Source organism: Sphingobacterium sp. DR205 (assembly GCF_011064245.1).
GTDB classification, from domain to species: domain Bacteria; phylum Bacteroidota; class Bacteroidia; order Sphingobacteriales; family Sphingobacteriaceae; genus Sphingobacterium; species Sphingobacterium athyrii.
This window is the reverse complement of the sequence record NZ_CP049333.1, coordinates 5235509-5261927: the sequence shown is the minus strand read 5'-3', so window position 1 is coordinate 5261927 and position 26419 is coordinate 5235509. Positions and strand designations below refer to the sequence as shown.

Genomic DNA, 26419 nt, shown 5'->3' with positions numbered 1-26419 from the left:
CTTATGAAGACTTTAGAAACTGGATTGGGCTGGCTTGGCCCAGGTCAAAAAATCGAAATAGACCGCAAGTATATACTCGGTTTAACAGGTATTTTATTATTGGTAATATTCTTATTTGTAGGCAGTATACTTCAATTTTTAGACCCCACAGCGGGTATATTGGATCTGGGGGCTTTATCGCTGCTTTATTTTGGGCTGATGGCGGGCCTGGTATTTATCTGCTGCTGTACCTGGCTGCAGGAATACCTCTGGAAGCCTTTCAAATATTACAGGCAGGACATTTATTATCACTTTAATCAATTAAACTCATGGCAACAATCTATTCTTTATTTCTCGGTATTCTTTCTTTTTCTCTTTGCTTTTCTACAGCTGTTAAAAATGCTGTTTTAAATAGCAGGACTATAGGGAGTGAGTCAATCTTTAGTGCATCTGACCATCTTAGCCGGCAGGTCGATGGCAGGGAATTATCGGCAAAAATAGCGATACGGGATCGGCTCATTCAGATAGCTGTAGCCGAACTGGGCGTGCGGGAAGAGGGGGGTGAAAATCAGGGGCAAAGGGTAGGGGAATACCTGGGCTATGTGGGGCTGGGGGCGGGGTACGAATGGTGTGCTGCATTTGCCAGCTGGTGTTATGGGCAAGCTGGACTTTTGGCGCCGCGCAGTGCATGGAGTCCCGCGCTTTTTCCAAAGGCACGCCGATATGCTGCACCGGATATACGAAGGGGAAGATTCGAGCGTGCTGACCTATTTGCGATCTACAGTAGCCAGCTCCGGCGTATCCACCATGTTGGCCTGGTGGAGGCGGTCAATGGTGGGCTGATGATTTCCGTCGAGGGCAACAGCCATGACCGTGTGGAATCCCGCAGAAGGCCCTTGTCTACCATCTATGCAATGGCTAACTGGGTGGACTGAGGTGCGATCTATTGTTTTCAGGCACAGACCATAGGCTGTGCCTGAAATTATTTAATTAAAAACCTGTACTATGAAAGAGAAAAGAATGCATATTATAGTGAGTTTATTAAGCTGTTGGCTGATCGCAGCTTGTGCGATATTCCGTGGTCAAAAACAACTGGAGAAAAATTCCTCAACGCGTGCCAGTCAATACGAAAATCGGAATCTGCTTTTTCATTACAAACAGCAGGACAGTCTGTTCACCTATTGGTATTTTCGAACGGATAGCCTATTGTCTTTTCGCCCGGACAGTGGATTGAAAGCGAGGGGTGGGCAGCTGTATGTGCAGCAATCGCGAAGCTCTTCCGCTGAGCAAAAATTAGCGGCCGATCAACAGCATACACGGGCAACGGAAACATTGGATTCGGTTACAAGAAGGGAACGATGGGTCCTTTCTTTGGATGCTTTACGAATTGCGTCAGTTGTTTTTCTGGTCTTGCTGTACCTGATGTGGCGAGTTTGGAAGAAAAAACGCTTTGAGTCTTGAAGATCATACTTCTGCCTTTAGAGACATAGAAATGCCCGAATAATTTCGGTTTACACAATGCCGTAGTGCGTAATATATATCATTATAGTTTATTTAAAATGTATTTTGTTAAATTTGAGACTATATTTATTTTATTTTGAAAAGAGAACAGATATTAAAGGCGGGCCTTAAACTCTTCGTAACCCAAGGGTTGCATGCAGTGACCATTGCCCAGATAGCAGCCGAAGCAAACGTAGGTATCGGTACCGTATACCGAAACTTTAATAGTAAGGAAGAGATCGTACAGCAGATTTGGATACGGCAAAAATCCAGAGAATCGGCCTATGTTTTCAAAAATTACAAGAAACAGGGCAGTCTACATGATCAGTTCAACTTTCTCTGGGAAAGGGTGATTCGGTACTTTCTTGAGCATCCCCTGGAATTCCAGTTTTCTTATCAATTTGCAGCATCACCGATTTTGACAAAAGAAATCCATGAAATAGCCATGACGGACTTTCTGAAATTTGACGAATTATATGCGCTGGGCCTGGATCAGAATTTGTTCAAGCCATTAACGGCAAGACGCCTAAGGCTGTTTACGTTCAGCACGATCAACGGATGGCTCCTGTGGGCGATAGATGAAAAGATGGATATAGACGATGCTACAATAGCCCTATTTTTACAAATGTGCTGGGATTCAATAAGAGCGTAAAATTTTTTTACAAAAACTGACGGAATATTCCGTCAGTTTTTGTAAATTTAATTACACAAGAAACAAAATTATGGCACACAACGATTTAAAAGGGAAAGTAGTCCTGATTGCCGGAGGTGGAAAAAACCTTGGCGGCTTATTAAGCAGAGATTTTGCAGCAAAAGGAGCAAAGCTGGCTATTCATTTTAATAGTGAAAGCTCAAAAGCAGAAAGTGAAAAAACATTGGCTGATGTCAAAGCCTTGGGTGCTGAAGCATTTTTATTTCAGGGAGACCTGACCCAGGTAGGTAATATCACCAAATTTTTTGATGAAGCCATAAAAACTTTCGGTGGAATTGATATCGCCATCAACACCGTGGGTATGGTTTTGAAAAAGCCATTTGTCGAAACGACAGAGGCAGAATATGATACCATGTTCGGAATCAATTCAAAATCGGCTTATTTCTTCCTGCAGGAAGCTGGTAAAAAAGTAAACGATCACGGTAAAATCTGTACGATTGTGACTTCCTTGCTTGCTGCATATACCGGATTGTATTCAACATATGCTGGCGCTAAGGCACCGGTAGAGCATTTTACAAGAGCGGCCTCGAAAGAATTCGGAAACAGAGGCATCTCTGTGACGGCAGTGGCTCCGGGTCCTATGGACACACCTTTCTTTTACGGACAGGAGAGTGATGATGCGGTAGCTTATCACAAATCAGCTTCTGCGCTGGGCGGACTGACAGATATCAAGGATATCGCTCCTTTGGTAGAATTCTTGGTAACGGATGGTTGGTGGATCACCGGGCAAACTATTTTTGCCAACGGCGGTTATACCACAAGATAATAGTTGATTAACCAGAAATAATTGATCAGATAATGGATAATGGTAATTTTAAATAAAACCCATTATCCATTTTTACTTTTAAGCCTAAAATTATGATACTCAGATTGATTAATTCGATATTGATCCTCATCGCTGTATTTATGGGAATAAAACAGGGCTATGCCATGCTGATGGGGAAACCCGCAATGATGGACATGTTCAGTAAATGGGGTTTTAACAAAACAGCACTGGCAGTAAACGGTGCGGTTACGATGATTGCCGCTTTAATGATCTTGTTCCCGAAGACTTTTGTCTGGGGAAACTTTTTAATGGCAGCTGGAATTTTGCTGATCATTTGTCTGCATCTGCTGGATAAAGACCTGAAAGGGGTGCTGATCGAACTGCCGTTTTTACTATTGAACCTGGTGATTATCTACCTGCAATATCCCTTAAAAAATACATAGTCATGAGAAATATAATGACGGCGATCGCAATCTGCGCTACTGGATTTACAGCCTGTGGACAGCAGCCCCCTTCTTCGGCTAATAAAACGATCAAAACACAACAAAAGAATAATAATATGGATACCACTAAACTAACAGATAGCATCGTAAAAAAGGCTTTCGACGCATGGCAAAAAGGAGACAGTCAAGCTTTTTTGTCTTTCTTTACCGCGGATGCAAAATTGTACGATGACGGAAGCCCGAGGGACTTTCAGAAATTTGTAAAGGAAGCCTGTGGGCATGAACGCTTTACCAGCATTGATAAAGTAGAGAATAATGGAAAAGATATCTATGGAAACTTCCATACAGATAGCTGGGGCGACTTTAGGACCTACTTTAAATTTCATTTCAACACAGAGGGAAAAATCTCGCGTCTCGATATAGGACAAGCTGATTAGCCCTCCAAAACGTAAGGTTATGAGCAATTATCAATCAATTTTTGATGTACAGAAAGAATTTTTCTTTACAGATGGCACCAAAACCTATGAATGGCGCATTGATCAGCTCAACAGGCTGGAAAAAATGCTTGTCGAAAATCAGGAAGCATTTTGCCTGGCATTAAAGCAGGATTTTAATAAACCGCCTTTTGAACAGCTATTTGAAATTACCGTACCGCTGGGCAATATAAAATATTACAAAGCAAACCTCCAGAAATTAATGGAGCCGGAGCCGGTTGCCATACCGGAAGGACTTGAAAAAACTGGTAATAAAGGGATCATTTATAAAGAGCCTTTCGGCGTAACATTGGTTATTGGACCGTTTAATGCGCCTGTCTTACTGCTTTTGGATCCTGCCATTGCGGCCCTTGCAGCTGGGAATCCGGTTATTCTCAAACCCGCCAATACCACGCCTACCGTGGCTGCACTTTTTGCGGAGCTGATCCCCCGATACTTTGAACCGCAGGCGGTCAATGTGGTGACAGGGGGGCGGGAGGAAATTACGGAACTCCTGAAGCTGCCCTTTGATTTTATCTTTTTTACCGGAAGTTCATCCGTGGGAAAAGTGATCATGAGGGCTGCCGCGGAAAACCTTACTCCGGTTATTTTGGAACTGGGCGGACAGAACCCTACCGTCGTCGATGAGACTGCCAATCTTGATATTGCCGTAGACAGAATCGCATGGGGGCACAATGCGATTTCGGGACAGTGGTGTATTGCGCCGGGCTATGTATATGTCCATGAAAGTATTGCAGACCAATTCATTGATAAATTGAAAAAGTCGACCTTGAAAATGTACGGCGAAGATCCGCAGCAAAGCCCTGATTTTGCACGAATGATCAGTGAGCATGACACGGAAAGAGTCGCTTCTTATATCATTCCCGAAAAAGTAGTTTTGGGCGGCAGATATGACATCAAAGCGAGGTACGTCGAGCCCACAATATTGTATCCAAGTACTTGGGAAGATCCAGCTTTGCAACAGGAAATCTTTGGCCCGGTTTTACCTGTGATGGTCTATGCTGATTTTAAAGAAATGGTGGATATCGTCAAAAGAAAACCTAAATCGCTCGCTGCTTATATTTTCAGCAAAAACCAGAAGAATATTGACCATTTCCTGAATTCGGTTTCATTTGGCGGAGGCTGTATCAACCAGACAAACCTGCACTGCTGGATCGACAGTCTTCCGTTTGGCGGAGTAGGATATTCCGGGATGGGAAAATATTACGGCAAAGCCGGCTTTGACGCATTGAGTAACACCAAAGCCATGTTGATCGGGAATCCTGATCTTGAATTGGATGTTTTTCCGCCCTATGCCAACAAGGATATTGCTAAAAACCTGAGTATCTTCGGTTAATAATGACCAGCTTTCAATTTTTATTAAAATCGCCGATGATCATTCAAAAGTTGCAGAAAAGAAAATATGAAATTCTTCTGCTCGTCCTGATGCAGCATTTATTTGTAGGAATATTTCTTACGGATCTGGATTTTTATACCCGTGTCATATGGCCGGTCAACATGCTCATATTGGGAGTAGGGTCTATCTTGTTGTTTACCGGAAAACATAGCTGGGGCAACTGGTTCAGAAATCTGCATTTCATCATCATTTTGTTATTACCTGTTGGCATCCCATTTTTTAAGGACCTATCCTGGTATTTTACCTTTTTGAATATCAACTATGTGGTGTTCTTTAGCTTTCTTTTTATGGAGGTACTCCGGTTTCTGATAAAACCCGGATATATCAATACGGATATTATTTCGGCAGCCATATGCGGGTATATGTTGCTGATAGAAATCTCGGTGTTTGCACTGCAATATTTCCAGTACCGCGATCCTGCATCTTTTAAAGGAGTTGATCTGTCCTCCCCCGCACTTACATTTATGGATCTGGTCTACTTCTGTTCGATTACTTTCACCAGTATCGGATTCGGAGATATTACGCCCAATACCCATGTTACCAAATTGGTCACCGCATTTGTGGGAATAGCCGGTCAATTTTACACGGTTGTACTCGTCGGGATTCTGATCAGCAAATTTTCATCAAAAAATTAATTTATTTATGAATATAGGCTCACATTACAAACTTTACCATTTCATTCCCTGGACCCGGATGAAGATTTATAAAATGCTTATTCTGAGTGTTATTCCAACCTTACTTTTTTATTTTATGGGCTGGAAATGGCTGGCTATCCCCTGGGTTCCGGTCGCATTGCTGGGGACGGCGGCGGCATTCATTTCGGGATTCAAGAATACGCAGACGTACAACCGGAGTTGGGAAGCCCGTCAGATCTATGGTGCGATCATCAACAACAGCCGCAGTTTGGGGATCTTGGTACGCGACTTCATAAGAATGGACGATAAGGTACAGGAGCAGGCTGTGCATCAGCAGATCATCTATCGCCATTTTGCCTGGCTTACGGCATTGAGGTTTCAGCTCAGGGAAACAAAAAGCTGGGAACATGTAAAGACAAAAAGCTACAATAAAGAATTTCTCAGGCACTATGAAGTTCCTGAATGGAAAGGTAAACTTGATGAGGAACTCATAAACTTTTTGAGCGATGATGAGCTTACCTATGTGCTTTCCACAAAAAACAGGGCGACTCAGATCATTGCCTTACAGTCTGCGCAGTTAAGGGAATTAAATGAAGCAGGTAAAATTTCGGCTTATAATTATACTGCACTTGAAAATCAATTCAAGGAATTGTATGATCAGCAGGGAAAATGTGAAAGAATCAAAAATTTTCCCTATCCACGCCAGTTTTCGAGCATCAATCTCTATTTCACAAATGCACTCTGCATTTTGCTTCCTTTAGGGTTTTTGGGGGAGTTTTCTAAAATGATCGAGAAATTTGGCGAACCTATCGTCTGGCTTACCGTTCCTTTCAGTATCCTATTGGGCTGGGTGTTTCTGGTGCTGGAACAGATCGGGGAGAGTACCGAAAATCCATTTGAGGGGAATGCCAATGATATCCCGATCACACAGATCAGCAGGAACATCGAAATTGACCTGCGTGAAATGTTGGGTGAAAAGGAGCTTCCTCCTGCGATACAGCCCGTTAATAATATCGTTATGTAAAAAAAATAATAAAATTATGAGTATAGAATCGGTAAGAAAATGGTATCCAAAGGCCTTAACGTCTATTGATACGGTCAATCGTTTATTGGACACGATTGAAAAATACCTGGAATTAAAACCTAAGCAGTTGATGCATGCAGACAGTATGTGCTGTGACGACGTCAATGCCATACAATATCCACCTAGAGCCTATGAAATGCTCGGTCCATTTCACCTGGGCGGACTAGACGGTTTTCCTTTTGCCGGACTGACAGGGATGGGAGCATTTGCGCACCATGTCCCTGAAGATGGGGCTGTAATCATTTTTTATGCGCCGCACATCGGGATTACCCGGGATGGGCAGATAGGGGAGATCAGCAGAATAGGACAGGCCGCCAATTCTGCCTGCTGTGGGGCAGCAAAAGGCGCTCTTGCCAAACTGGCCGCCGGACAGATCATTGAAGGAAATATCACTTCGCTGGATTTTCAGATGAATACCATTGAGCAGATTTTTCTCCACAGTAAAGAAAGAATACTGAATGCGGAGAACCAAATTTTTGAAGCGACAGAAGTCATGTATGAAGCGATAGATGAACGCATCGAAGTATTGGTAAAAGAAACCCGATACCCCTGCAAATATGTGATTCTGGTAGGTGGTATCTTTATCAATGGAGATAAGGATATGGGATCATTCTGTCAGTATAAAAAGTTTGAATATATCAACGTTGCTACCATGGAAAGGAAGAATCTTATGGATGCCTATTTTTCTTCTTAAATTTTCGGCCATACCAGATGTAGAAGCCTGTAACCGGCAGGGAGGCGCAGATTAAGCTTGCTATAAATGCGATCCACATACCTGTCCTCCCGGCTATTTTTCCGACATGAATGTCGTAATTGGAATTTCTCCATTTCATGCCTAATGTTTTATCATTTTGTAGCCAGACGCTACTTACACAGGACGATCGGCCAATAAATGAAATTTCACGCTTTTTAGGTTATAACAATCCTGCGCATTTCTCAGCGAGGTTCAAGAAGCATTTCGGCGTTAAACCAAAAGTAGTACAGTCTTCTTCGAAAGAATAATGCCTCAGGGTAGGTTTCGGGAGATTTTAAATGTTTGTAATTTACAATTTCTGGATGAACAGCCTAGGTCGGCGACATAGGTTTCCTTATTGTTCAAAGAAACAGCGATACCATCAATGCCGATTTCAGTCAGGAGCTCCTGTAGATGATCAATTGACGGCATAGGTTCATAAACCTCCCATATAACTCCATTGTTTGTCTTGCGTTATCGCGGACAGGCAGCTGGTATTTTTTGCGGCCTTTTGTGCAAGGGAAAATACAAAATTATCCGGAGAGCAGCATTACTTTTTATCGATTGCAATTTCTTCGTCGTTCCACTTAAAATTATGCGATTTAAACATGGCAATCGCGCCATCGTAAAAAACCGCCATTTCTTCATCGCTGAGGACGCAAGTGAATTCCCTTCACCTAGTTAACACCCATAAATCACAACCTGAGAATTTGTAATTTGTCAATTTTAACGTAAGTTTGATTTCAGGTTCTGACTAACGAATGTATTGCCAAACAGATTTATCGGATAAAGAATTGCTAGCACTTGTTTTAAAAAAAGATGAACAAGCGTTTGGCCACCTATATGAACGATATTTCCCGCTGTTATTTATCTATGCCCATAAAATCATATCCGACGAAGAGGTTGTCAAGGATATTCTTCAGGATGTATTTGTTTCCCTCTGGTCAAAAACTTCGCTGGAAATAAACACGAGTTTTTCTTCTTACATCTATGCGGCGGTGCGTTTCCAGTTATTCGACTATATCGATAAGCAAAAGGTTAGAAAGGGCTATGCAGATTCGCTACAGCATTTTTTAGATCAGGGAGAATATTCGACTGACAACTACCTCCTCGAAAAAGAACTGCAACAACAGATCGAAAAAGAAATCATGAATCTTCCGCCCAAGATGCGCGAGATATTCATCCTGAGCCGTCAGCAAGAAAAAAGCTATGAAGAAATTGCAAAACAAAGCAATGTTTCCCTAAATACTGTACGTAAACAGGTCAGTAACGCCTTGAAAATCATGCGTTCAAAATTTACATTGCTGTTTTTTACTTTTTTTTAAATTCCATCTACTACTTTTCTACTCTTTAACCTACATATAACAAAGAAACGTATTAAACCTTTGTTATCATGGAGACCAAAAACGCAAAAGAAATTCTTGAACGTTACCGCTTAGGCATCTGTTCCGAAGAAGAGAAATCTTGGGTGGAAACCTGGCATCTTCAACAACTCAAAGAAAGCCGATATACCGTAGATCCGGAGGATATAAAGCGTGTTCAGGAAGAAGTAAAAAACAAAATAGACTCCGATATCTACACTAATATCAAGCGGATAAGAAGGAAGAATCAGATGCTTAAAATAAGTGCGATTGCAGCGTCCTTAGTCTTATTGCTAGGTGTCAGCTACTTTTCCATTAGACAATCCGAGACGATACCCATAGACAAGGATACTTCGCAACAGGTTGATATCCGGCCGGGAGGCAACAAAGCTATTTTATTGAGCAGCGACGGAAGTGCCATCCAATTAAGTGAAAATAGGAATACCATCCGCGTGGGAGCAAACATCAGTTATGTCGACGGTCCGGACGTACGGCAGGGTTTCGGTACTACTTCATTATCCGAAGCGCCCATATTTCATACACTACAAACCCCCAGGACCGGAGCATACAATATCGTACTCTCAGACGGGACCAAAGTATGGCTTAATGCCTGTTCCTCCTTAAAATTTCCGTCCAGATTCGACGGCAAAGAGCGCGTGGTAGAATTACTCGGTGAAGCTTACTTTGAAGTGGCCCCCAATAAACAACAGCCCTTTAAAGTACGCAGTCAAGAGCAAACCATAGAAGTACTGGGTACACATTTTAACATATCCGCTTACGAATCCGAATCCACGGTAACCACACTATTAGAAGGCTCTGTTAAAGTAAATAGGATTGCCAATAGCCGTTCGGTCTTACTAAAACCCGGTCAACAAAGTACAATTGAGGAAGATACTGAACAGATACAGCTAGCCCATATCAATACCGAGCATGCTTTAGCATGGAAAAACGGCTATTTTAATTTTGATAACGAAACCTTACCCAGCATCCTGACCAAGATAGAACGCTGGTACGATGTCGAATTCATTTATGAAAAGACGCCTTCCAAGAAGACCTATATTGGTGCTGTATCCAGATCCCGTAACCTATCCGCTGTACTACGTGCATTGGAGGCGGCGGCCAATGTTAAATTCAAACGTACGGGACGAAAGATTACCGTCACATCCTAACCAAATAAAATAATATTAATCTTTTTAAAGCAGAAATGATGAAACACCCTACCTAGTAAAAACTAAAATCGGGCATAAAAAAACCGAATGTGCTGCGAACACATCCGGTCGATTTTTGGGCCCCGATCATTAATTCCAACAAACTAACAATAACATCTAACCCAAATTACTCAAATGTATGAATTTTTACCTTGAAAAATGGAGGGAGACGCCTGTCTATATCCTCCGCAAAACGCTCGTCGTGATGAAACTTATCATTATGCTACTGACATTCGGCCTTTGCCAGGTATATGCCAGTGGCTTTGCTCAAAAAATAACGCTAAGCGAAAAAAATGCTTCTTTAGAGCATATTATCAATAAAATCCGCAAACAAAGTGGTTACGATTTTATTGGAGATGCACAACTGATCAAAAAAGTCAACGGTCTCAGCCTGACCGTAAAAGATGCTCCGTTAGTTGACGTCCTAAATCAGATTTTTAAAAATACCGATATTGCGTATCGTATAGATACCGATATTATAGCATTAAAACCAAAGACTGAGGGTGCAGCAGCTATGCAGCAATTCGTCATCAGAGGTAGAGTCGTTAATGAACATTTGGAGAACTTATCCGGTGCTTCCATCCGCGTGATTCAGAGCGATAATACAACCACAACAGGCAAAGACGGTACGTTCAGCCTTCAGGTATCCGATAGAGATGCCATGATTTTGGTATCCTACGTCGGTTATGAGCCCCTCACCCTCAAAGCCAGAGAAACCATGGGGCTGATCCAGCTGACTCCCAGTTTATCGACATTGGATGCTGTCGATATCACGGTCAGTACAGGATATCAGACTATTTCGAAAGAACGGGCTACAGGATCATTCAGTCAAGTCGGACAATCTGTACTGGGCAAGCGTCCTACATCCAATCTTTCCAGTGCTTTACAGGGTACAGTAGCCGGTATGCAGGCCAAGGAAAATGAAGACGGCAGTGTAGACTTTCTGATCCGGGGCAATAGCACCCTTTATGCCGATAGTAAACCACTGATCGTGGTGGATGGCTTCCCGATATCCAGTAGCAACTTCTCGGATATCAACCCCAATGATGTCGAATCCGTCACGGTACTGAAAGATGCCGCAGCGGCATCCATCTGGGGTGCGCGTGCCGCCAATGGTGTTATTGTTATTGTCACCAAAAAAGCAAAAAGCGACAACAGACTCACGATCCAGGGGAGTGCATTTTCTAGAATATCGCGGAGACCAGACCTAAACTACATCCTTACCCGGGCCAATTCGGCCGATCATGTTGCCTACGAACGCAAGGCCTACGAAAACAACTGGACTTTCTACCCTTATGCGAATTCGTTTGGTGATATTACCAATTCGTTGACATTGGCGCAGGAAGCGCTATACGCCAATCAATATGGCACAATGTCTACAGCCGAAATGAACGCCGAGCTAGACAGATTGAGCAAAATCGACAATCGGAGTCAGCTCCGGGACCTGCTGACGCAAAGAGCCGTACTCAATCAATACAATGTCAATTTGCAGGCAGGCAACGAGCGTGTACGCAACTATACTTCTGTCCTGTATGAAAACAGGAAAGGCTCCTTTCAGAAAAATGGTTATGACCGTTTCAACTTGAATTTCAACAACGATTTCAACATTACCTCTTTCTTAAAGTTCAACCTAGGCGCCAACCTGCAGTATAAAAAACAACAGTACGGCGGTGCTACCATTGCAGAAATAGAGCAACTATCGCCTTATGAACTTCTATTGAACCAAGACGGTAGCTACGGGGTCAATCTAAAAGACTATAACCGCGAGCAGCTGGGACTGATCCCTACAGGAAAATTTACCTATTCAGATTGGTCGTACAACCTGCTACGCGAAGTACGTGGCCGCGATTTTACCGATGAGCGCATCAATGCCCGCTTACAGACCGGATTTAATCTAAAGATTATTCCGGGGCTTACTTTCGATACTAAGTTTCAATATGAGCGAAACAAGATCGATCGCGAGCGTATCTATGATGAGAGTACCTTCTACGTACGGAGTCTGATCAATAGCAAAACACAGTACGACGATGGCACCAAGACTGTAGGTAAGGCTTATATCCCTAAAGGCGGAATCCTGAGACGTGGAATGGTACAATACGAAGATGGCTTCAATGCTGAAGAACTGGGGCAGGAGGACATACAGAGTTTTGTCTTTAGAAATCAATTGAATTTTGACCGGGTTTTCGGTTCTGATCATCATATCTCGGCTATAGGGGGTATGGAAATGTCCCAGTACCTGACAAAAGGCACGATCAACCCGGCTGTATATGGCTACTATGGTGATAAGCTCCAGGCCACGACACCGCCTTACGGTTACGGCAGCTCGGTAGACCAGTTTACCGATTTTGAAGGTTCCCCAACCACCATTCCGGGGGGCAACACAACATTCAGATGGCAGAAAAACAAGTTCATCTCTCTTTATGGAAATGCGGCTTATACCTATCTCAGCCGTTACACCCTATCGGGTAGCATACGGAGCGATGCATCCAATTTCATTACAGACGACCCCAAGCTGCGTTGGTCACCGCTGTGGTCTGTGGGTGCCAAATGGAATGTCGCCAAAGAAAACTTTATGGCGGCACAGGACGCGGTAGACCGCCTGGAGATGCGCCTAACCTACGGGAAAAACGGCAACATGGAAAATTCGACTTCCACAGCGACCTTGCTCAATGTGGGCGGGAGCTTAAATACCTCAACAGGAACCATTACCGCTACCATTGCCGATAACGGAAACCCGAGACTGCGCTGGGAAAAAACCGCTTCGACCAACTTCGGAATCGACTTCTCCTTTTTCAAGAGCAAGTTCTTCGGTTCATTGGACCTATACCGCAAAAAAGGTTCGGGTATTATTGGACAGATTGCGCTGCCTACAGCGACCGGAACCAAATCGCAGAAATTTAACAATGCCGAGATCACCAACAAAGGATTTGAGCTCGCTTTGGGTACCAATTTGGCGATAGCCAAGAATATTCAGTACAGCACAAATTTCAACTACGCTTACAATGCCAACAATATTGATGCGCTGTACAATCCGTCGCTCTATACCTATCAGTTGATCTCTGGGGCTTTCGTCGAAGGCCGCCCCGTTGGTTCGGTTTACGCATTCGATTATATCGGCATGATCGATGGTGTACCGCACGTGGCCGGGCCAAACAATAGCCCGCAGACATTTAATGATGTCTCTATTTACAACAGGGGCCTAGGACTTCCCTTCCTTCACTATATGGGTACAAACGTACCGCCACATACACTGGGCTGGACCAATACTGTACAGGTAGGCAACTTCAACATCATGTTTATCCTATTGGGCAAGATGGGAGGGGTATACCGCAATCCTACCTTCAACTACGCGTCACTTGTAGGGTCGGACAAGACTTTCGTCAATAAGTATGTTAATGATGTGCTTGCCGGAAATCCGGATATTCCAGGATTTGCACGGCCGGATGAGACCAAACTATACCTTTGGAACCGCTACAGTGAGGCTTTGAGCAGCCAGGTCGAAAAATCATCTTATATTGAATTTAAGGAGCTTAGCTTAGGGTACAAACTGTCCAACCGCTGGACGGAAGCCATCCGCCTGAACAATGTCAACCTATTCGTGCAGGCCCGTGACCTAGGCTTGATCTGGCGTGCCAACGCTAAGGGGTACAATCCGGATTGGTTACCAGGCACGATGCGTCCTGCACAGAGTTATACATTTGGTATCAATTTTCAATTTTAATAACAGACAGACATGAGAGTGTTCACATATATAGGGCTTGCCGCTGCGATGCTATCGACCGCAAGCTGCAAAAAATACTTATCCGAAGAACCTAAAAAACAGGCCAGTATCAAAACCGTCGATCAGTTGGAGGCCTTAGTAGATAATGCGACTGTATTTTCCAGAGAAGAGAATTACGCAGCCACCTACGCTACTGATGACACCGAGATCAGCAAGGAGCTGTACAAAAATAATGTTACGGCATTCACTGTCGACAACCTCCAACGTTATGTATCCTCTCCGGAGGGTATTGAAAACCTCGCTACGGACGAGTTGTGGACCGGAGAATATAAAAAGATCTTCACCGCAAATGTCATTTTAAAAAACATAGACCTGGTGAGCGGTGATGAGGCCAGTCGCATACGGGTAAAAGCAGATGCTCATTTTATTCGGGCGATGTCTTATTGGACCCTTGTCAACAACTATTGTGCGCCATACACTGCGGCGAATATGAATAGCTTAGGACTTCCCCTAAAGCGTAGCGTGGATTACGAGGAATCCTTAAAACGGGCAACATTGAAAGAAACCTACGATTTTATCCTGGCCGATATTCAAGAAGCGAAGAACGTAGCCGAAGCCGATGTCGATCCTAGAAAGGCCTGGCGTGTGAGCCAAAAAGCTATTTCCGCTTTCATGAGCCGGTATTACCTATTCACTGGCGACTATGATAAGAGTTTGGCCGAATCAAACAAAGCACTAGAGTCGGGCACCGTAACTTTAGTCGACTATAATACCTTACTTCCGGGCAGAAGCGTCTCCTACAGCAATCCGGCCGCAACGCTCAGGTACTGTGAGTTAAATGACTGGAACGCGGCAAAATACCTCTATTGGAGCGAACTTTATTACAGCCGCTTTCAATACACAGGTACACAATGGTATATTCCGAGCAGCGCATTGGTGGCCCTCTACGATCAGACCAACGACCTCCGTTACAAACACCTGATGATCCCTAATGGAGGCCGACGTTTCAGTGTCGTGACACCGGCTGCGTATCGGTACACCATGTTTACCGATGGTAGCACTTTGGTTTCGGGTCCTACAAGAGCGGAGATGCTTCTTAACAAAGCCGAGGTGCTGGCCCGTAAAGGGGATGTTCAGAATGCGTTATTGACGGTCAATACCCTGCGTCAAAAACGCATGTCTAGCTATGTGGCGCTGACTGCCAATAACAAAGACGAAGCCATCAAACAAGTGCTCGCCGAGCGACGCCGTGAACTTCCGTTTGTGATGCGCTGGTACGATATACGTCGATTTAGTGTCAATGACTATGCCGCGGATAATATCACTGTAAGAAGAGACTTCTATCAGGTCAGTACAACAGGCGTCGACCTCAATACACCCAAAACCTATACCTTGGAAAGCAAGCATCTGGTCGTACCTATCAATGGTGTCGAAATAGATGCCAGCAAGGGACAGATACAACAGAATCCATACTAAAAAACTATTATTTAGCTAATCAATTCGATCATGAAACTAAGAAAATTATTCGTCCTAATAGGCCTGCTGGTAGCCAGCAGCTTGCATAGCTTCGGACAGAGCAAAACTTTTACGGTGACCTCCCAGATCGCTGACTTTAAGGACAGCACTTATAACATGACCATCTGGAATGGCGTGACCGATGTCTATTTCAAAAAAGGCAGCACTAAAAACGGGCAGATATTCTATCAGGATACGACTTCTATGCCATTAATCATACGGCTCACGCTTCCGACCGAAGCACTTTACAAGCGTGTCGACCGAGGTTATATCCCTGTCAAAAGCCAATCCATCTGGTTTGTGGCCATGCCGGGTGGCAAGATATTACTCAAAGGAAAGCTATCCGACTTTGCGGAGGTATATCCTAGTGGGGATAAAGAAAACAGTATCATCAGTAAGCTAAATAAGGGCTACCATCCACTGTTGAATAGATCGGCTAATATCGAGCTGAAATTGGCAAAAGACACTTCAGATGTGGTGCAAAACAAACGTCTTACAGCCGAGCAAGAACAGATCGATGCCCAGGCAGCTAAATACGTGAACGACTTTCTAAAGAAGCATGTTTCGTCTGTAGCCGGCCTGTATTACCTTGAAGATATGCTGGTCAGGGAGATTGTAACGATCGAGACTGTGGAGGCGCTGTTACCTACCGTAGATAAGGTATACCGAAGCTCTCCTTTCTATACCTCTTTAAAGAATCGTGTAGCGGGCAGCAAATACGATGTAGGCAAGTCCATATTCCAGATCAACAGTAGCAATACCTATGCTGGGAAGACATTCGATTCAAACAACTGGAAAGGCAAATTTTATCTCATCGATTTTTGGGGCTCATGGTGTGGCCCATGTATGGCCGATGTGCCTGATCTGAAAAAACTGAGAGACAGTTATCCCGATCAGCTGCGTGTGCTAGGCATCGCGTCGGATAAAAATGAGAGCTGGCGCAAAGCCATCGAACAGCACGACCTCAACTGGGTACAAATATTGAACGACAAAGGTAGCAACAATTTTGTCCTGCGTCTGAATGTCACCGGATTTCCGACAAAGATCCTCGTGGATCCCAATGGCAAGATCGTCTACCGCAGTACGGGCGGCGGCGAAACTTCCTTTGACAAGATGAGTGAAATCATCAAAAACTGGAAATAAGCCCGATAATCCAAACGCCTGAGTCTAAAAACCTTAGGCGTTTACTTGTTACATTTTTGTCCTGCTTTTTGTACCCTGCAGGTAAAACTGAAATTTTCATCGGCAGTGGCATTTCGTAAATTGCACAGTACCTGATCCACGATAAGACGATCTTCAGGATAAATATGGTTCAAAACTACATATCTGGACCTTGGAAAAACTATTATAAATTTGAGGAGATTAAAAATTAGAGGAATATTTTTATTTAACAACAATAACTGTAGTTTTGGTCTAGTCGGGATACGGCAGATATTAGTCTACCCTTTTTTAAGCCTTTATCATGAAAAAAATTATTCTTCTGGTTTTATTGTCCATAGCGTTATCCCCGGTTCTTGCAGGGGAAAATGTAGATTCATTGTTGCAGGTACTTGATAAAACGATAGTGCAGCGAAAGGAATTTTCGGATAAAAAAGAACGAGAGCTGAAAGAACTAAAACAGGCACTCGATAATAGCCGCGACTTATTTGACAAATTCAATTATACGGATAAGCTCTTTGATGCTTATAAACACTACAACCTCGACTCGGCTATTGCTGCTGCCCGGATGAAATTGACGGTTGCGCAGCAGCTGCATGATAAACAACTTGAGCTACAGTCACAAATGAACATTGCCGAGATCATGGGAAAAATGGGCATCTATAAAGAGACCTTTGATTGCATGGACAAAATCGATAAATCCCAATTAAAGAAAGATCAATGGGGCTATTACTATCACCTCTACCACTCCATTTATACGCTGTTATTCAATAATGCATCACTGGATGACGAAAAGAAACAGTATAATACTCTTATTAGCCGTTATAAGGATTCACTCCTACAGGTGTACGATGCACAGAGCATAGCCTATCGGCTGACTTATAATGATAAATTGCTGGAAAAAGGGGACTTTAGAGAGGCACTGCTTGTATTAAAGCCCATTGGAAGCCTTCCCGGGCAAGAAAATGCACAGAAAGCCAGTATTGCTTATCGTTTTGCAAAGACTTATGAAAAACTGGGCGATGTAGCTGAACAAAAAAAGTATCTGGCGCTCGCGGCCCTGATTGACATCCGAAGAGCAGCCAAGAGTTATGTGGCTCTGCGTGAACTGGCTGTCTTATTGTACGAGGAAGGACAAGTGGATAGGGCCTACGCCTATATTCGATGCGCCATGGAAGATGCTTCCTTTGCCCGCGCCCGGTTTCGGATGATAGAAATTACAGAGGCTCTTCCTATTATTGTAGCGTCATACGATAAAAAAATGGAAGCGGAGAAGAGTACGTTATTCAACTATTTGGTATTAATATCGGTATTGTCGGTGATCTTACTAGCGAGTAGTATCCTCATTTACCTACAGCTCAAGCGGATCTCTGCAACTAAAAAGATTATAAAAAGTAAAAACGATGAATTATTAGGGATCAATGTCACGCTTCGTGATCTGAATACCAAGCTTTCCGAATCTGACCACGTCAAAGAGACCTATATCGGCTATGTCTTCAACTTATGCTCGTCGTACATCAACAAACTCGAAAGCTATCGGGTCAACCTGCACAAGAAGCTCAGGGCTGGCCAGATACAGCAGGCTTTGTCGGATACTGGTGACACTAATCTGGTCTCTAATGAAGTCAAAGATTTCTTTCAGAATTTTGATGCGGTTTTCCTGAGTATATATCCTCGATTTATCACTGACTTCAATCAGCTGCTCAAACCTGAAGAACAGATCCAGCCCAAATCGGATGATTGTCTTACGCCCGAGTTGCGCGTTTTTGCGCTGATGAGAATGGGGATTCCGGATAGTAGCCGTATCGCAAATTTTCTGCATTATTCGCCACAGACAGTTTATAATTACAAACGGAAAATTATGAACAAATTGGTGGTTAATAAGGAGGATTTTTTGCTCAAAATGGAGCAGATCGGACGGTGATCCCGAAGAGATTGCCTACTCTGATGATACATTTTGTCTACTTTATTTTTAGTGTTTATTTTTTGTAATATATTGTTTTTTAGTTTTTTATATTTTATTTATTCTGTTGTTAATCTACTTTCTGAATCTACTTCTATTTTAATTGCAACTGTCTCGGTCTAACTTTGACCTGTCAAGCAAGGGATGTCCCATTGCTCAGTCATTTACCAATTATAGACAATTATGATACAGTTGAAACAGCGGAAAAATCTGCTCACTTTTCTAATTTTTCTTGTCAGCTATTTTTTCGTTTTGCAACAGACGATAGGACAAGAGATGCCTACGGTTAAAGGTACCGTTTTCAATCGGTCGACAGGAAAGGCAATCGTCGGGGCAAATATTAAAATCAAGGGACAAGATCGTACTATCCTCACGGATGAAAAAGGAAATTATCAGCTTAAAGCTGGAGAAAAGGTGACGCTTATCATCTCCTATGTAGGTTTTCAAAAACAGGAAATAGAATTTGACGGCCGTGCTCAGACTGATATCTATCTGGAACCTGTCGATCAGGAACTAGAAGAGGTGCTGGTGATCGGTTATGGTCAGGTCAAAAAAACGGATGCCACGGGGGCAGTAGCCAGCCTTAAGCCGGATCAGTTAAACAAAGGGGTCCAGGTGACACCGCAGGATGCCCTGGTCGGGAAAATTGCAGGTGTCAATATTGTTCCCGGAAGCGGTGCCCCCGGTAGTGAAGGGACTATCCGGATTCGGATGGGGGCTTCCTTATCGGCATCCAATGATCCACTGATCGTGATCGACGGGGTTCCCATTAGCAGTGGATCGCCACTGAGATCGATTAATCCGGGCGATATTGAGACTTTTACTGTATTAAAAGATGCCTCAGCTACGGCAATCTATGGTTCAAGGGCATCAAATGGTGTGGTCATTATCACGACCAAAAAAGGTACACTGGGGCAGTCAAAACCGCAGTTCAATTACAGCAGCAATTTTACCTTGAATAGGGTAGCAAGTTATTATGATGTGCTTTCTGCAGACGAGTACCGTAAGGCTTTTGCAGAGAAAGCAAATGCGCCAGCAGATTTTCAGCTGGGGGCAGCATCTACCGATTGGCAAAAGCAAATCTATCGTACGGCCTTTGGTAATGACCACAATATATCCTTAACTGGCAATACTGTGGGTACTCCATACCGTATATCGGGTGGATATACCAATCAGAATGGTATTATCAAAGAGAACAATTACAAACGGACAAACTTAGGATTTGGCATTTCGCCCAAATTTTTGAATAAACACCTATCTGTCGATCTGAATCTCAAAGGAAGCCTAGAGCGTGAACGCCCTATTTCCACAGGCGTGATCGGAAGTGCGATCTCATTTGATCCTACACGACCGGTGTTTGAGGAGTATCCTGAGCAAGTGGGATTGGGTTATTATGTATGGCGGAATGAAAGCACGCCGATTACACTCGCACCAAGCAATCCTGTGGCAGATCTTTTTTTGTCCGATAAGCTCGACCGAATCAAACGGTCTATCGGTAATATCGCTCTGGATTATAAAATACATGGCTTTGAAGAACTGAGACTAAACCTCAATCTGGGCTATGATGTCCGCAAACGGGATTATGAAGAGACTATTCCGGATCATGCACCGTCGATGTACACGTCAAACCGTAACGACGGGAGGGGAATATTTAGTACACAAAATGATAAGAATACCAATTATATGCTCACGGCCTATGCCAACTATGTGAAAAAGTTTGCCGGCAGGCACCAGATCGATGCGACCGCAGGCTACGAATGGCAACGGTTTTGGTATAGTACCGATCCCAAAAGCGTGGTCAAAGATGTCGTAGATACCTCTATTCCGGATGAAGATGTTCTCTACCTACTCTCGTTTTTTGGAAGGGTCAATTATTCCTTTGCAGATAAGATTTTATTGACAGGTACATTGCGGGCGGATGCATCCTCGCGTTTCTCTCCGGATAATAGATGGGGGTATTTTCCATCCGCGGCATTGGCTTACCGTCTCTCAGAGGAAGGTTTTATAAAAAACATGGAAAAAATCTCTGATTTAAAGTTGAGATTGAGCTATGGTCGGACAGGTCAGCAGGAGATCGGTGGCTACCATCCTTATCTGTCAACCTATTCGGTATCTAGCAATGCGGCCAGATACCTGTTTGGAGACAATTGGCTCAATATGTACCGACCTAATGGATACGATCCGAATATCCGATGGGAGACGACTGATACCTATAACTTGGGGCTGGACGTTGGCTTCTTTAAAAATCGTTTGTACGGAAGCTTTGATATCTATCAGCGCTATACCAAAGACCTTTTGAATAAAATCGCAGTTCCTGCCGGCAGCAACTTTACCAATATTATCGAGACCAATATCGGTGATATGGAAAGTAAAGGTATTGAACTTGCCCTAGGAGGGAGTCCGATCAAGAAAAAAGATCTTGAATGGACAGTCAATGCAAACTTCACTTATGGTAATGCCACGATAAAAAAACTCAATACCATCGATACAGATGATAATTATGTCAAGACTGGAACGATCAGTAGGAATGACTTTCAGGTGCAGAAAGTAGGCGAAACACCGAACACCTTTTTCCTACTCAAACAGGCTTATGACGACAACGGCAAAGCGATAGAAGGAAGTTATATCGCCAAAGATGGTTCGATAACGACGAGCGAGCAGGATGCTAACAAATACATCACGGGCAAAAGTTCGCGTGTGCCGTATTATTATGGACTCTCCACACGATTGAACTATAAAAATTGGGATTTGGGGATCAATGGGCATGGCAGTTTTGGGAACTATGTGCTCAACTACCAGCAGGCAAGTCAATCGCTGATGGATCTGTTCAGCTCGGAACGTGTTTCCAGCAATATTTCACAGAAAGCATTGGAAAGAGGTTTTGTACAGGAACGCTATTTCTCCGATCTGTTTTTGGAGAGTGGTGCATTTTTTCGGATCGACAATATTACCCTCGGTCGCTCGTTGCGCCATCTTTGGAACGACAGCAGTACACTGCGCATTGCATTGAGTGTACAGAACGTAAAGCTCTTTACAAAGTATTCCGGTGTGGATCCTGAGCTTTTCAATGGACTTGACAACAATGTGTATCAACGTCCGCGCGTCTATACACTCTCATTAAATCTTAGCTTTTAATCTCCTTAAGAATGAAAATCATGAAACACAGGATAATGATATATGTAGGTAGCCTTTTGATGCTATCCGGAATATTGAGTTCTTGTCTTAAAGATCTCGATACCTTGCCACTCAACGATCGACAATTGATCAATGAAGATGTCTATAAAACGGCTGCTGGTTATAAAGGCGTGCTGGCCAAATGTTATGGTTCGCTCATCTTGAATGGGCAGGAGGGGCCTGATGCCAATGGTGATCTAGGTGGATTGGATGTGGGGTATAGTGGATATACAAGAGCCTTGTTTTATCTACAGGAATGTACGACAGACGAAGTAGCCTTGCATTCGGGAAGTTCGCAGGGATCGCGGGATCTCCTTTTTGTCAATTGGAACCCGTCGACCATGATCAGCAAATATGCTTACTATAGGCTATATATGACCATTGGCTATTGCAATGAATTCCTCCGTGAAGCAACAGAAAGCAAACTGAAAGAAAGAGCGGTTTATGATGCGCTCAAAGATGATATGGATGCATTTCGTGCTGAAATTCGTTTCCTCCGCGCGTACTGCTACAGTATGCTCTGTGACTTGTATGGCTCGGGGCCCTTTATCGATGAGACAATGGCCACGGGAGCTATTCCAAAGCAAAAAACTCGCAAGGAAATCTACGATTATGTAGTTTCCGAACTTGAAGATGTACAGGCGATAATGAAATCCCCCGGTGAGAATGAATATGGACGGGTTGACCGGGTAGCGGCTTGGTTTTTGTTGGCGAGGGTATATCTGAATGCCGAAGTATGGTCAGGAACTAAAGAGTACACGAAGGCATATGCGTATGCCAAGAAGATCATTGATGAGGGTACCTATCCTCTGGCATCCGATTACCGTCATATCTTTTTGGCTGACAACGACAAATGCAAGGAGATCATCTGGCCATTGGTACAGGATCAGGACAATACGATCAATAGTGCGGGTACCAACTTTCTGATCAAAGCATTGGTCAATGGTGCGATGGGCAATTATTATTTGACTGGGATAGGCGCGCGCGGTTGGGGAAATGTACGTGCAAAAACACAGCTGCTGGATAAATTTGTGGCTACTGACCAAACATTTACCACCACCGATACTTGGGGAGATAGCAAAAAGGACAAGCGGGCCCAGTTTTTTTCGCCCGGCCATACCAAAGAAACATGGTTAGATGGCAAAGCATTCCAAAATGATTTTAATAATGGCTATGCCATTGTCAAATGGCGCAATGTCACCAAAGACCGCAAAGACCTTGCAGAGGGTGGTACTACCTATAGCGCTGTAGATTATCCCATGTTCCGTACAGCGGATGCCTATCTGATGGCTGCGGAGGCTATTTTGCGTGGGGCCGCAGGGACTAGAACGGAGGCATTGGATTATGTCAATCAGCTTCGGGACCGTGCTTACCTATCGGGTAATTACGGTACAGAAGCTAGTGGAAGAATTAGTGATGCTGAACTGAACTTGGATTTTATCCTTGACGAACGTGCCCGTGAGCTATACACCGAATCCGTTAGACGGACAGACTTGATCCGATTTGGCAAATTTACCAAAGGGTACAATTGGGACTGGAAAGGAAGTGATGGTGCGGCAGGACATTATGTGGGTAAGGATGTGGATGATAAATTCAACTTATTTCCGATCCCACAGGACGAGTTTACCGTTAATCCTAATCTAAAGCAGAATCCGGATTTTAATTAAGTCCGCGATATTGTCCACATTTCACGGGCATTTGATAAGACAGACACAATTTTTATAGCATGATAAGATATATTTATTTTCTTGTACTCTTTATTTTAATAAAGCAGACGACAGCACAGACAACAAAGGCCGAACTGTTCAACCAGATTGAAAAGGCTGGTGGTGTACACTTTGCCTACCCCGAGCATGAAATCAGTTCGCAAAGCCCGGTTCCCGACGGTTATATTCCTTTTTATATGAGTCACTTGGGGAGACATGGTTCCCGTTATCTCATCAGCGATACAGATTATAAAAGTATCATTGATATTTTTGAACGTGCGGCGCAAAAAAATGAATTAACACCATTGGGTAGGGAGGTTCTCGGTAGGCTCAATATCCTTTGGAGGGAAGTGCAGTGGCGGGGTGGCGATCTCTCCCCTCGTGGTGTCCGTGAGCAGCGTGGTATCGCTTCGCGTCTGTATGGCAGCTACCCAGAACTGTTTGGTGCTGAGAGCAAAGTAACGGCCTGTGCTACCACCGTGGTCCGCTGTGTACTGAGCATGGATGCATTTTGTGAACGCATCAAAGAGTTTAGCCCTGAAACACATATTGATCGCAACGCGGGTGAGAAATGGCAACGTTTTCTCAACCACCATACCAAGCAAGCTATTACCTACCGTTCGGCAGAAGATACTTGGAAACCTGAGTATAATAAATTTGAGAAAGCCCATGTAAAACCGCAAAGAATGATGGCGGCATTGTTTACGAACAGCAAGTCCGTTGAAAAGGAAATGACAGCCGAAAAGATCATGTGGGGACTTTTTGCCATTGCTGAAGGAATGCAGAATGTGGAGACCAAGATCAGTTTCTTTGACATCTTTACCAAAGATGAGCTGGTAGACCTTTGGCAGTGCAAAAATTTGAAAACTTACCTCAATGATGGCAATTCGGCGCTGAGCAAAGGTATTATGATGGAGAATGCGAAGCCTTTGTTGCGCAGTATCTTGGATAGCGCAGCGCAGATCATTGCTAATGGAGGGAGAGGGGCTGATTTTCGATTTGCCCATGACGGAAATATCATCCCTTTGGCGATGCTACTGCACCTGAAAGGTTGCTATAGCAGTGTTTCGGATGCGAATGAAGTGTATCTGACCTGGAGTGATTTTAAAGTTGCCCCAATGGCGGGAAACATACAATTCGTCTTTTTTAGAAAGAAAGATGGTAATCCGGATGATATTCTCGTGAAAATTCTACTCCACGAAAATGAAATTACGGTTCCACCGGTTAAAACAGTTGACGGTGTACATTATAGATGGAAAGACCTTCGGCAATTTTACGAGTCCTTGCTGTAACCCCAAGCAATGTTCATCATAGGGTTGTCTATGTTTATTTAGTTTTGAGCCATATCGCGAGATATGGCTTTTTAAGTTAATCATTCATGCCGTCGTAATATACATCAGTGTTGCTAGTGAATATTATACGCTTTTAGAGAGATCTTGTATTGGGTACAGGTGGATTATCTGATTGCGGGGACTACTTAGTCTCAATCTTATACACATAAATCGGTATACTCGGGTCTTTGACAGTTGGTAACACAAGTGCTAGCGTATCTTGGCCCTGCGTCCATTTCACCTTCGACGGGCTGCCAAGGAGGCTGATCGAGCTGATCGCAAGTTTGTCATTGGCAAGCTCCGGAATGGCAATCGCTTTTGATGCCGGACTCCGCACAAAGAGATAAACAACATTCCCCTTCTGCGTAAAACGATAGTCTGATACAATTTCTTTTGGGGTTGCATCATTGACAGCGTCCTTCATGCTGGCTTTATCTTTGTCGGATTCTTTTTTTGCCACTTGCGCTGCCGCGACTTCCTTATTGCCGTTCCATACGCTGCTGCCGTATAGGGCTTCGCCGTTGACCTTCATCCAGGCGCCTATCGCCTGTAGGTTTTCCTCACTCTCCACCGGCCAGCTGCCGTCGCCTTTCGGACCGACATTGAGCAGCAGATTGCCACCTTTGCTGACCACTTCAATCAGGTTGCGGACGAGCAATTCGGGGCTTTTCCATTTTTGATCATGCCGGTTGTAACCCCAATTTTCACTCATCGTAATGCAGGCTTCCCAATCCTTTCGTGCCGTTGAAACCAAGGTTTGCTCGACCACGGCATAGTCGCCCAGACCATTGCCGATCCGGCTATTGATAATGCACTGGGGTTGAATGGAGTGGATCAGATCGCGGATCTCCTGACTCTGTTTTTTGGTAATCAGTTCCGGTGTATCAAACCAGATAATACCGATGGGGCCGTACTGGGTCAGCAGTTCACGAAGCTGCGGTTTGACCTTGTTTTCAACATATTTGTTCAGGTCTTTGGCGTCTTCATCGGGATAGTCCCAGGTATTGCTGCGGCCGGCTTTGGTCGGCCAGTTGGTCGGTACATCGGGATCTGCCCAATCGCGGCCCAGGGAATAATAGAAGCAGAGCTTTAACCCGTACTTCTTGCAGGCCGCCGCGAGCGTGAGCATGGGGTCTTTGGCCCAGGGGGTTCTCCTGACGATATTATAGTCACTGACAGCCGAATTGTACATCGAAAAACCATCGTGATGCTTGGCTGTAATTACAATGTACTTCATCCCGGCATCATGGGCCATCTGCACCCAGCGGTCGGCATCGAAGGCGGTCGGGTTAAACTGATCGGCGATCTTCGCATAGGTCTTGACCGGGATCCGTTCATAGAGCATAAAATGTTCACCCCCTTTGGTCGGGTGTCCGTCCCAGTCGCCGGCCGTCTGCGAATACAGACCCCAATGCAGAAATAGCCCAAATTTGTCCTCGGTAAACCAGGGAGCGGGCTGGCCAAACAGGTTCAATCCTGCCAAAGCAAATAGCAGAAGCAGGATTGTTTTTGTTTTTCTAAAAAGTAATTTCTTCATCTC

General features: G+C 44.0%; 21 protein-coding genes and 1 pseudogene. 20 read left to right on the top strand and 2 right to left on the bottom strand.

Features of this window, described 5'->3' with window-relative positions; translation table 11 throughout:
• Positions 1-3: 3 nt before the first annotated feature.
• The 11 genes from G6053_RS22570 (at position 4) to G6053_RS22520 (ending at position 7703) form a co-directional block, all read left to right on the top strand.
• Complete coding sequence (locus G6053_RS22570) at positions 4-390, top strand: hypothetical protein (protein WP_165308575.1); 387 nt, start codon at positions 4-6, stop codon at positions 388-390.
• Positions 309-914: a CHAP domain-containing protein gene (locus G6053_RS22565; RefSeq protein WP_165308574.1), complete on the top strand. Its 606-nt coding sequence runs from the start codon at positions 309-311 to the stop codon at positions 912-914. The genes G6053_RS22570 and G6053_RS22565 overlap by 82 nt, the downstream gene beginning before the upstream one ends.
• 70 nt (positions 915-984) lie before the next feature.
• Positions 985-1440 carry a hypothetical protein gene (locus tag G6053_RS22560; protein ID WP_165308573.1) on the top strand — a complete coding sequence of 152 codons (456 nt, stop codon included), beginning with the start codon at positions 985-987 and terminating at the stop codon, positions 1438-1440.
• 136 nt (positions 1441-1576) lie between these two features.
• A complete protein-coding gene (locus tag G6053_RS22555; protein WP_165308572.1) occupies positions 1577-2131 on the top strand; it encodes a TetR/AcrR family transcriptional regulator in 555 nt (184 codons plus the stop codon).
• 70 nt (positions 2132-2201) lie between these two features.
• Positions 2202-2957, top strand: coding sequence for an SDR family oxidoreductase (locus G6053_RS22550; RefSeq protein WP_121122600.1), 756 nt, complete (start codon positions 2202-2204; stop codon positions 2955-2957).
• A gap of 92 nt (positions 2958-3049) precedes the next feature.
• A complete protein-coding gene (locus G6053_RS22545) occupies positions 3050-3400 on the top strand; it encodes a DoxX family protein (protein WP_165308571.1) in 351 nt (116 codons plus the stop codon).
• A gap of 2 nt (positions 3401-3402) precedes the next feature.
• Positions 3403-3837, top strand: coding sequence for a DUF687 domain-containing protein (locus G6053_RS22540; RefSeq protein WP_241254809.1), 435 nt, complete (start codon positions 3403-3405; stop codon positions 3835-3837).
• A gap of 19 nt (positions 3838-3856) precedes the next feature.
• Complete coding sequence (locus tag G6053_RS22535; RefSeq protein WP_165308570.1) at positions 3857-5230, top strand: aldehyde dehydrogenase family protein; 1374 nt, start codon at positions 3857-3859, stop codon at positions 5228-5230.
• 35 nt (positions 5231-5265) lie between these two features.
• Positions 5266-5925: a potassium channel family protein gene (locus tag G6053_RS22530; protein ID WP_165308569.1), complete on the top strand. Its 660-nt coding sequence runs from the start codon at positions 5266-5268 to the stop codon at positions 5923-5925.
• Positions 5926-5932: 7 nt separating this feature from the next.
• On the top strand, positions 5933-6949 hold the full coding sequence (locus G6053_RS22525; protein ID WP_165308568.1) for a bestrophin family ion channel: 1017 nt from the start codon (positions 5933-5935) through the stop codon (positions 6947-6949).
• 16 nt (positions 6950-6965) lie between these two features.
• On the top strand, positions 6966-7703 hold the full coding sequence (locus G6053_RS22520) for a hypothetical protein (RefSeq protein WP_165308567.1): 738 nt from the start codon (positions 6966-6968) through the stop codon (positions 7701-7703).
• On the opposite strand, the pseudogene G6053_RS30955 reads toward G6053_RS22520, so the two are convergent.
• Positions 7678-7845, bottom strand: a pseudogene (locus tag G6053_RS30955) (PepSY-associated TM helix domain-containing protein); the annotation flags it as partial. The gene G6053_RS22520 and the pseudogene G6053_RS30955 sit on opposite strands and share 26 nt — an antisense overlap.
• Positions 7846-8503: 658 nt before the next feature.
• Here G6053_RS30955 and G6053_RS22505 point away from each other — a divergent pair.
• The 9 genes from G6053_RS22505 to G6053_RS22465 all read left to right on the top strand — a co-directional run bounded on the left by G6053_RS22505 (position 8504) and on the right by G6053_RS22465 (position 24840).
• Positions 8504-9067: an RNA polymerase sigma-70 factor gene (locus G6053_RS22505; protein ID WP_165308564.1), complete on the top strand. Its 564-nt coding sequence runs from the start codon at positions 8504-8506 to the stop codon at positions 9065-9067.
• A gap of 68 nt (positions 9068-9135) precedes the next feature.
• Positions 9136-10272 carry a FecR domain-containing protein gene (locus tag G6053_RS22500; RefSeq protein ID WP_165308563.1) on the top strand — a complete coding sequence of 379 codons (1137 nt, stop codon included), beginning with the start codon at positions 9136-9138 and terminating at the stop codon, positions 10270-10272.
• A gap of 178 nt (positions 10273-10450) precedes the next feature.
• Positions 10451-14032: a SusC/RagA family TonB-linked outer membrane protein gene (locus G6053_RS22495; protein WP_165308562.1), complete on the top strand. Its 3582-nt coding sequence runs from the start codon at positions 10451-10453 to the stop codon at positions 14030-14032.
• A gap of 12 nt (positions 14033-14044) precedes the next feature.
• Positions 14045-15508 carry a RagB/SusD family nutrient uptake outer membrane protein gene (locus G6053_RS22490; protein WP_165308561.1) on the top strand — a complete coding sequence of 488 codons (1464 nt, stop codon included), beginning with the start codon at positions 14045-14047 and terminating at the stop codon, positions 15506-15508.
• 30 nt (positions 15509-15538) lie between these two features.
• Positions 15539-16690, top strand: a complete 1152-nt coding sequence (locus G6053_RS22485; protein WP_165308560.1) for a TlpA disulfide reductase family protein — start codon at positions 15539-15541, stop codon at positions 16688-16690.
• 319 nt (positions 16691-17009) lie between these two features.
• Positions 17010-18629 (top strand): DUF6377 domain-containing protein, encoded by a 1620-nt coding sequence (locus tag G6053_RS22480; RefSeq protein ID WP_165308559.1) that lies wholly within the window; start codon positions 17010-17012, stop codon positions 18627-18629.
• A gap of 222 nt (positions 18630-18851) precedes the next feature.
• On the top strand, positions 18852-21803 hold the full coding sequence (locus G6053_RS22475; RefSeq protein ID WP_165308558.1) for a TonB-dependent receptor: 2952 nt from the start codon (positions 18852-18854) through the stop codon (positions 21801-21803).
• 20 nt (positions 21804-21823) lie between these two features.
• The gene (locus G6053_RS22470; RefSeq protein ID WP_165308557.1) at positions 21824-23509 is read left to right on the top strand and encodes a RagB/SusD family nutrient uptake outer membrane protein; all 1686 of its coding nucleotides are present in this window, start codon (positions 21824-21826) and stop codon (positions 23507-23509) included.
• 59 nt (positions 23510-23568) lie between these two features.
• Positions 23569-24840 (top strand): histidine-type phosphatase, encoded by a 1272-nt coding sequence (locus tag G6053_RS22465; RefSeq protein WP_165308556.1) that lies wholly within the window; start codon positions 23569-23571, stop codon positions 24838-24840.
• 181 nt (positions 24841-25021) lie between these two features.
• On the opposite strand, the gene G6053_RS22460 is transcribed toward G6053_RS22465, so the two are convergent.
• A complete protein-coding gene (locus tag G6053_RS22460) occupies positions 25022-26416 on the bottom strand; it encodes an alpha-L-fucosidase (protein ID WP_165308555.1) in 1395 nt (464 codons plus the stop codon).
• Positions 26417-26419: the final 3 nt, after the last annotated feature.

Bases quoted from the DNA above. Each gene is read 5' to 3' on its own strand.
- G6053_RS22480 (WP_165308559.1), top strand. From the start codon at position 17,010: ATGAAAAAAATTATTCTTCTGGTTTTATTGTCCATAGCGTTATCCCCG.
- G6053_RS22565 (WP_165308574.1), top strand. From the start codon at position 309: ATGGCAACAATCTATTCTTTATTTCTCGGTATTCTTTCTTTTTCTCTT.
- G6053_RS22460 (WP_165308555.1), bottom strand. From the start codon at position 26,416: ATGAAGAAATTACTTTTTAGAAAAACAAAAACAATCCTGCTTCTGCTA.
- G6053_RS22525 (WP_165308568.1), top strand. From the start codon at position 5,933: ATGAATATAGGCTCACATTACAAACTTTACCATTTCATTCCCTGGACC.
- G6053_RS22490 (WP_165308561.1), top strand. From the start codon at position 14,045: ATGAGAGTGTTCACATATATAGGGCTTGCCGCTGCGATGCTATCGACC.
- G6053_RS22540 (WP_241254809.1), top strand. From the start codon at position 3,403: ATGAGAAATATAATGACGGCGATCGCAATCTGCGCTACTGGATTTACA.
- G6053_RS22500 (WP_165308563.1), top strand. From the start codon at position 9,136: ATGGAGACCAAAAACGCAAAAGAAATTCTTGAACGTTACCGCTTAGGC.
- G6053_RS22465 (WP_165308556.1), top strand. From the start codon at position 23,569: ATGATAAGATATATTTATTTTCTTGTACTCTTTATTTTAATAAAGCAG.
- G6053_RS22535 (WP_165308570.1), top strand. From the start codon at position 3,857: ATGAGCAATTATCAATCAATTTTTGATGTACAGAAAGAATTTTTCTTT.
- G6053_RS22520 (WP_165308567.1), top strand. From the start codon at position 6,966: ATGAGTATAGAATCGGTAAGAAAATGGTATCCAAAGGCCTTAACGTCT.
- G6053_RS22495 (WP_165308562.1), top strand. From the start codon at position 10,451: ATGAATTTTTACCTTGAAAAATGGAGGGAGACGCCTGTCTATATCCTC.
- G6053_RS22570 (WP_165308575.1), top strand. From the start codon at position 4: ATGAAGACTTTAGAAACTGGATTGGGCTGGCTTGGCCCAGGTCAAAAA.
- G6053_RS22505 (WP_165308564.1), top strand. From the start codon at position 8,504: ATGTATTGCCAAACAGATTTATCGGATAAAGAATTGCTAGCACTTGTT.
- G6053_RS22485 (WP_165308560.1), top strand. From the start codon at position 15,539: ATGAAACTAAGAAAATTATTCGTCCTAATAGGCCTGCTGGTAGCCAGC.
- G6053_RS22550 (WP_121122600.1), top strand. From the start codon at position 2,202: ATGGCACACAACGATTTAAAAGGGAAAGTAGTCCTGATTGCCGGAGGT.
- G6053_RS22545 (WP_165308571.1), top strand. From the start codon at position 3,050: ATGATACTCAGATTGATTAATTCGATATTGATCCTCATCGCTGTATTT.
- G6053_RS22560 (WP_165308573.1), top strand. From the start codon at position 985: ATGAAAGAGAAAAGAATGCATATTATAGTGAGTTTATTAAGCTGTTGG.
- G6053_RS22470 (WP_165308557.1), top strand. From the start codon at position 21,824: ATGAAACACAGGATAATGATATATGTAGGTAGCCTTTTGATGCTATCC.
- G6053_RS22475 (WP_165308558.1), top strand. From the start codon at position 18,852: ATGATACAGTTGAAACAGCGGAAAAATCTGCTCACTTTTCTAATTTTT.
- G6053_RS22530 (WP_165308569.1), top strand. From the start codon at position 5,266: ATGATCATTCAAAAGTTGCAGAAAAGAAAATATGAAATTCTTCTGCTC.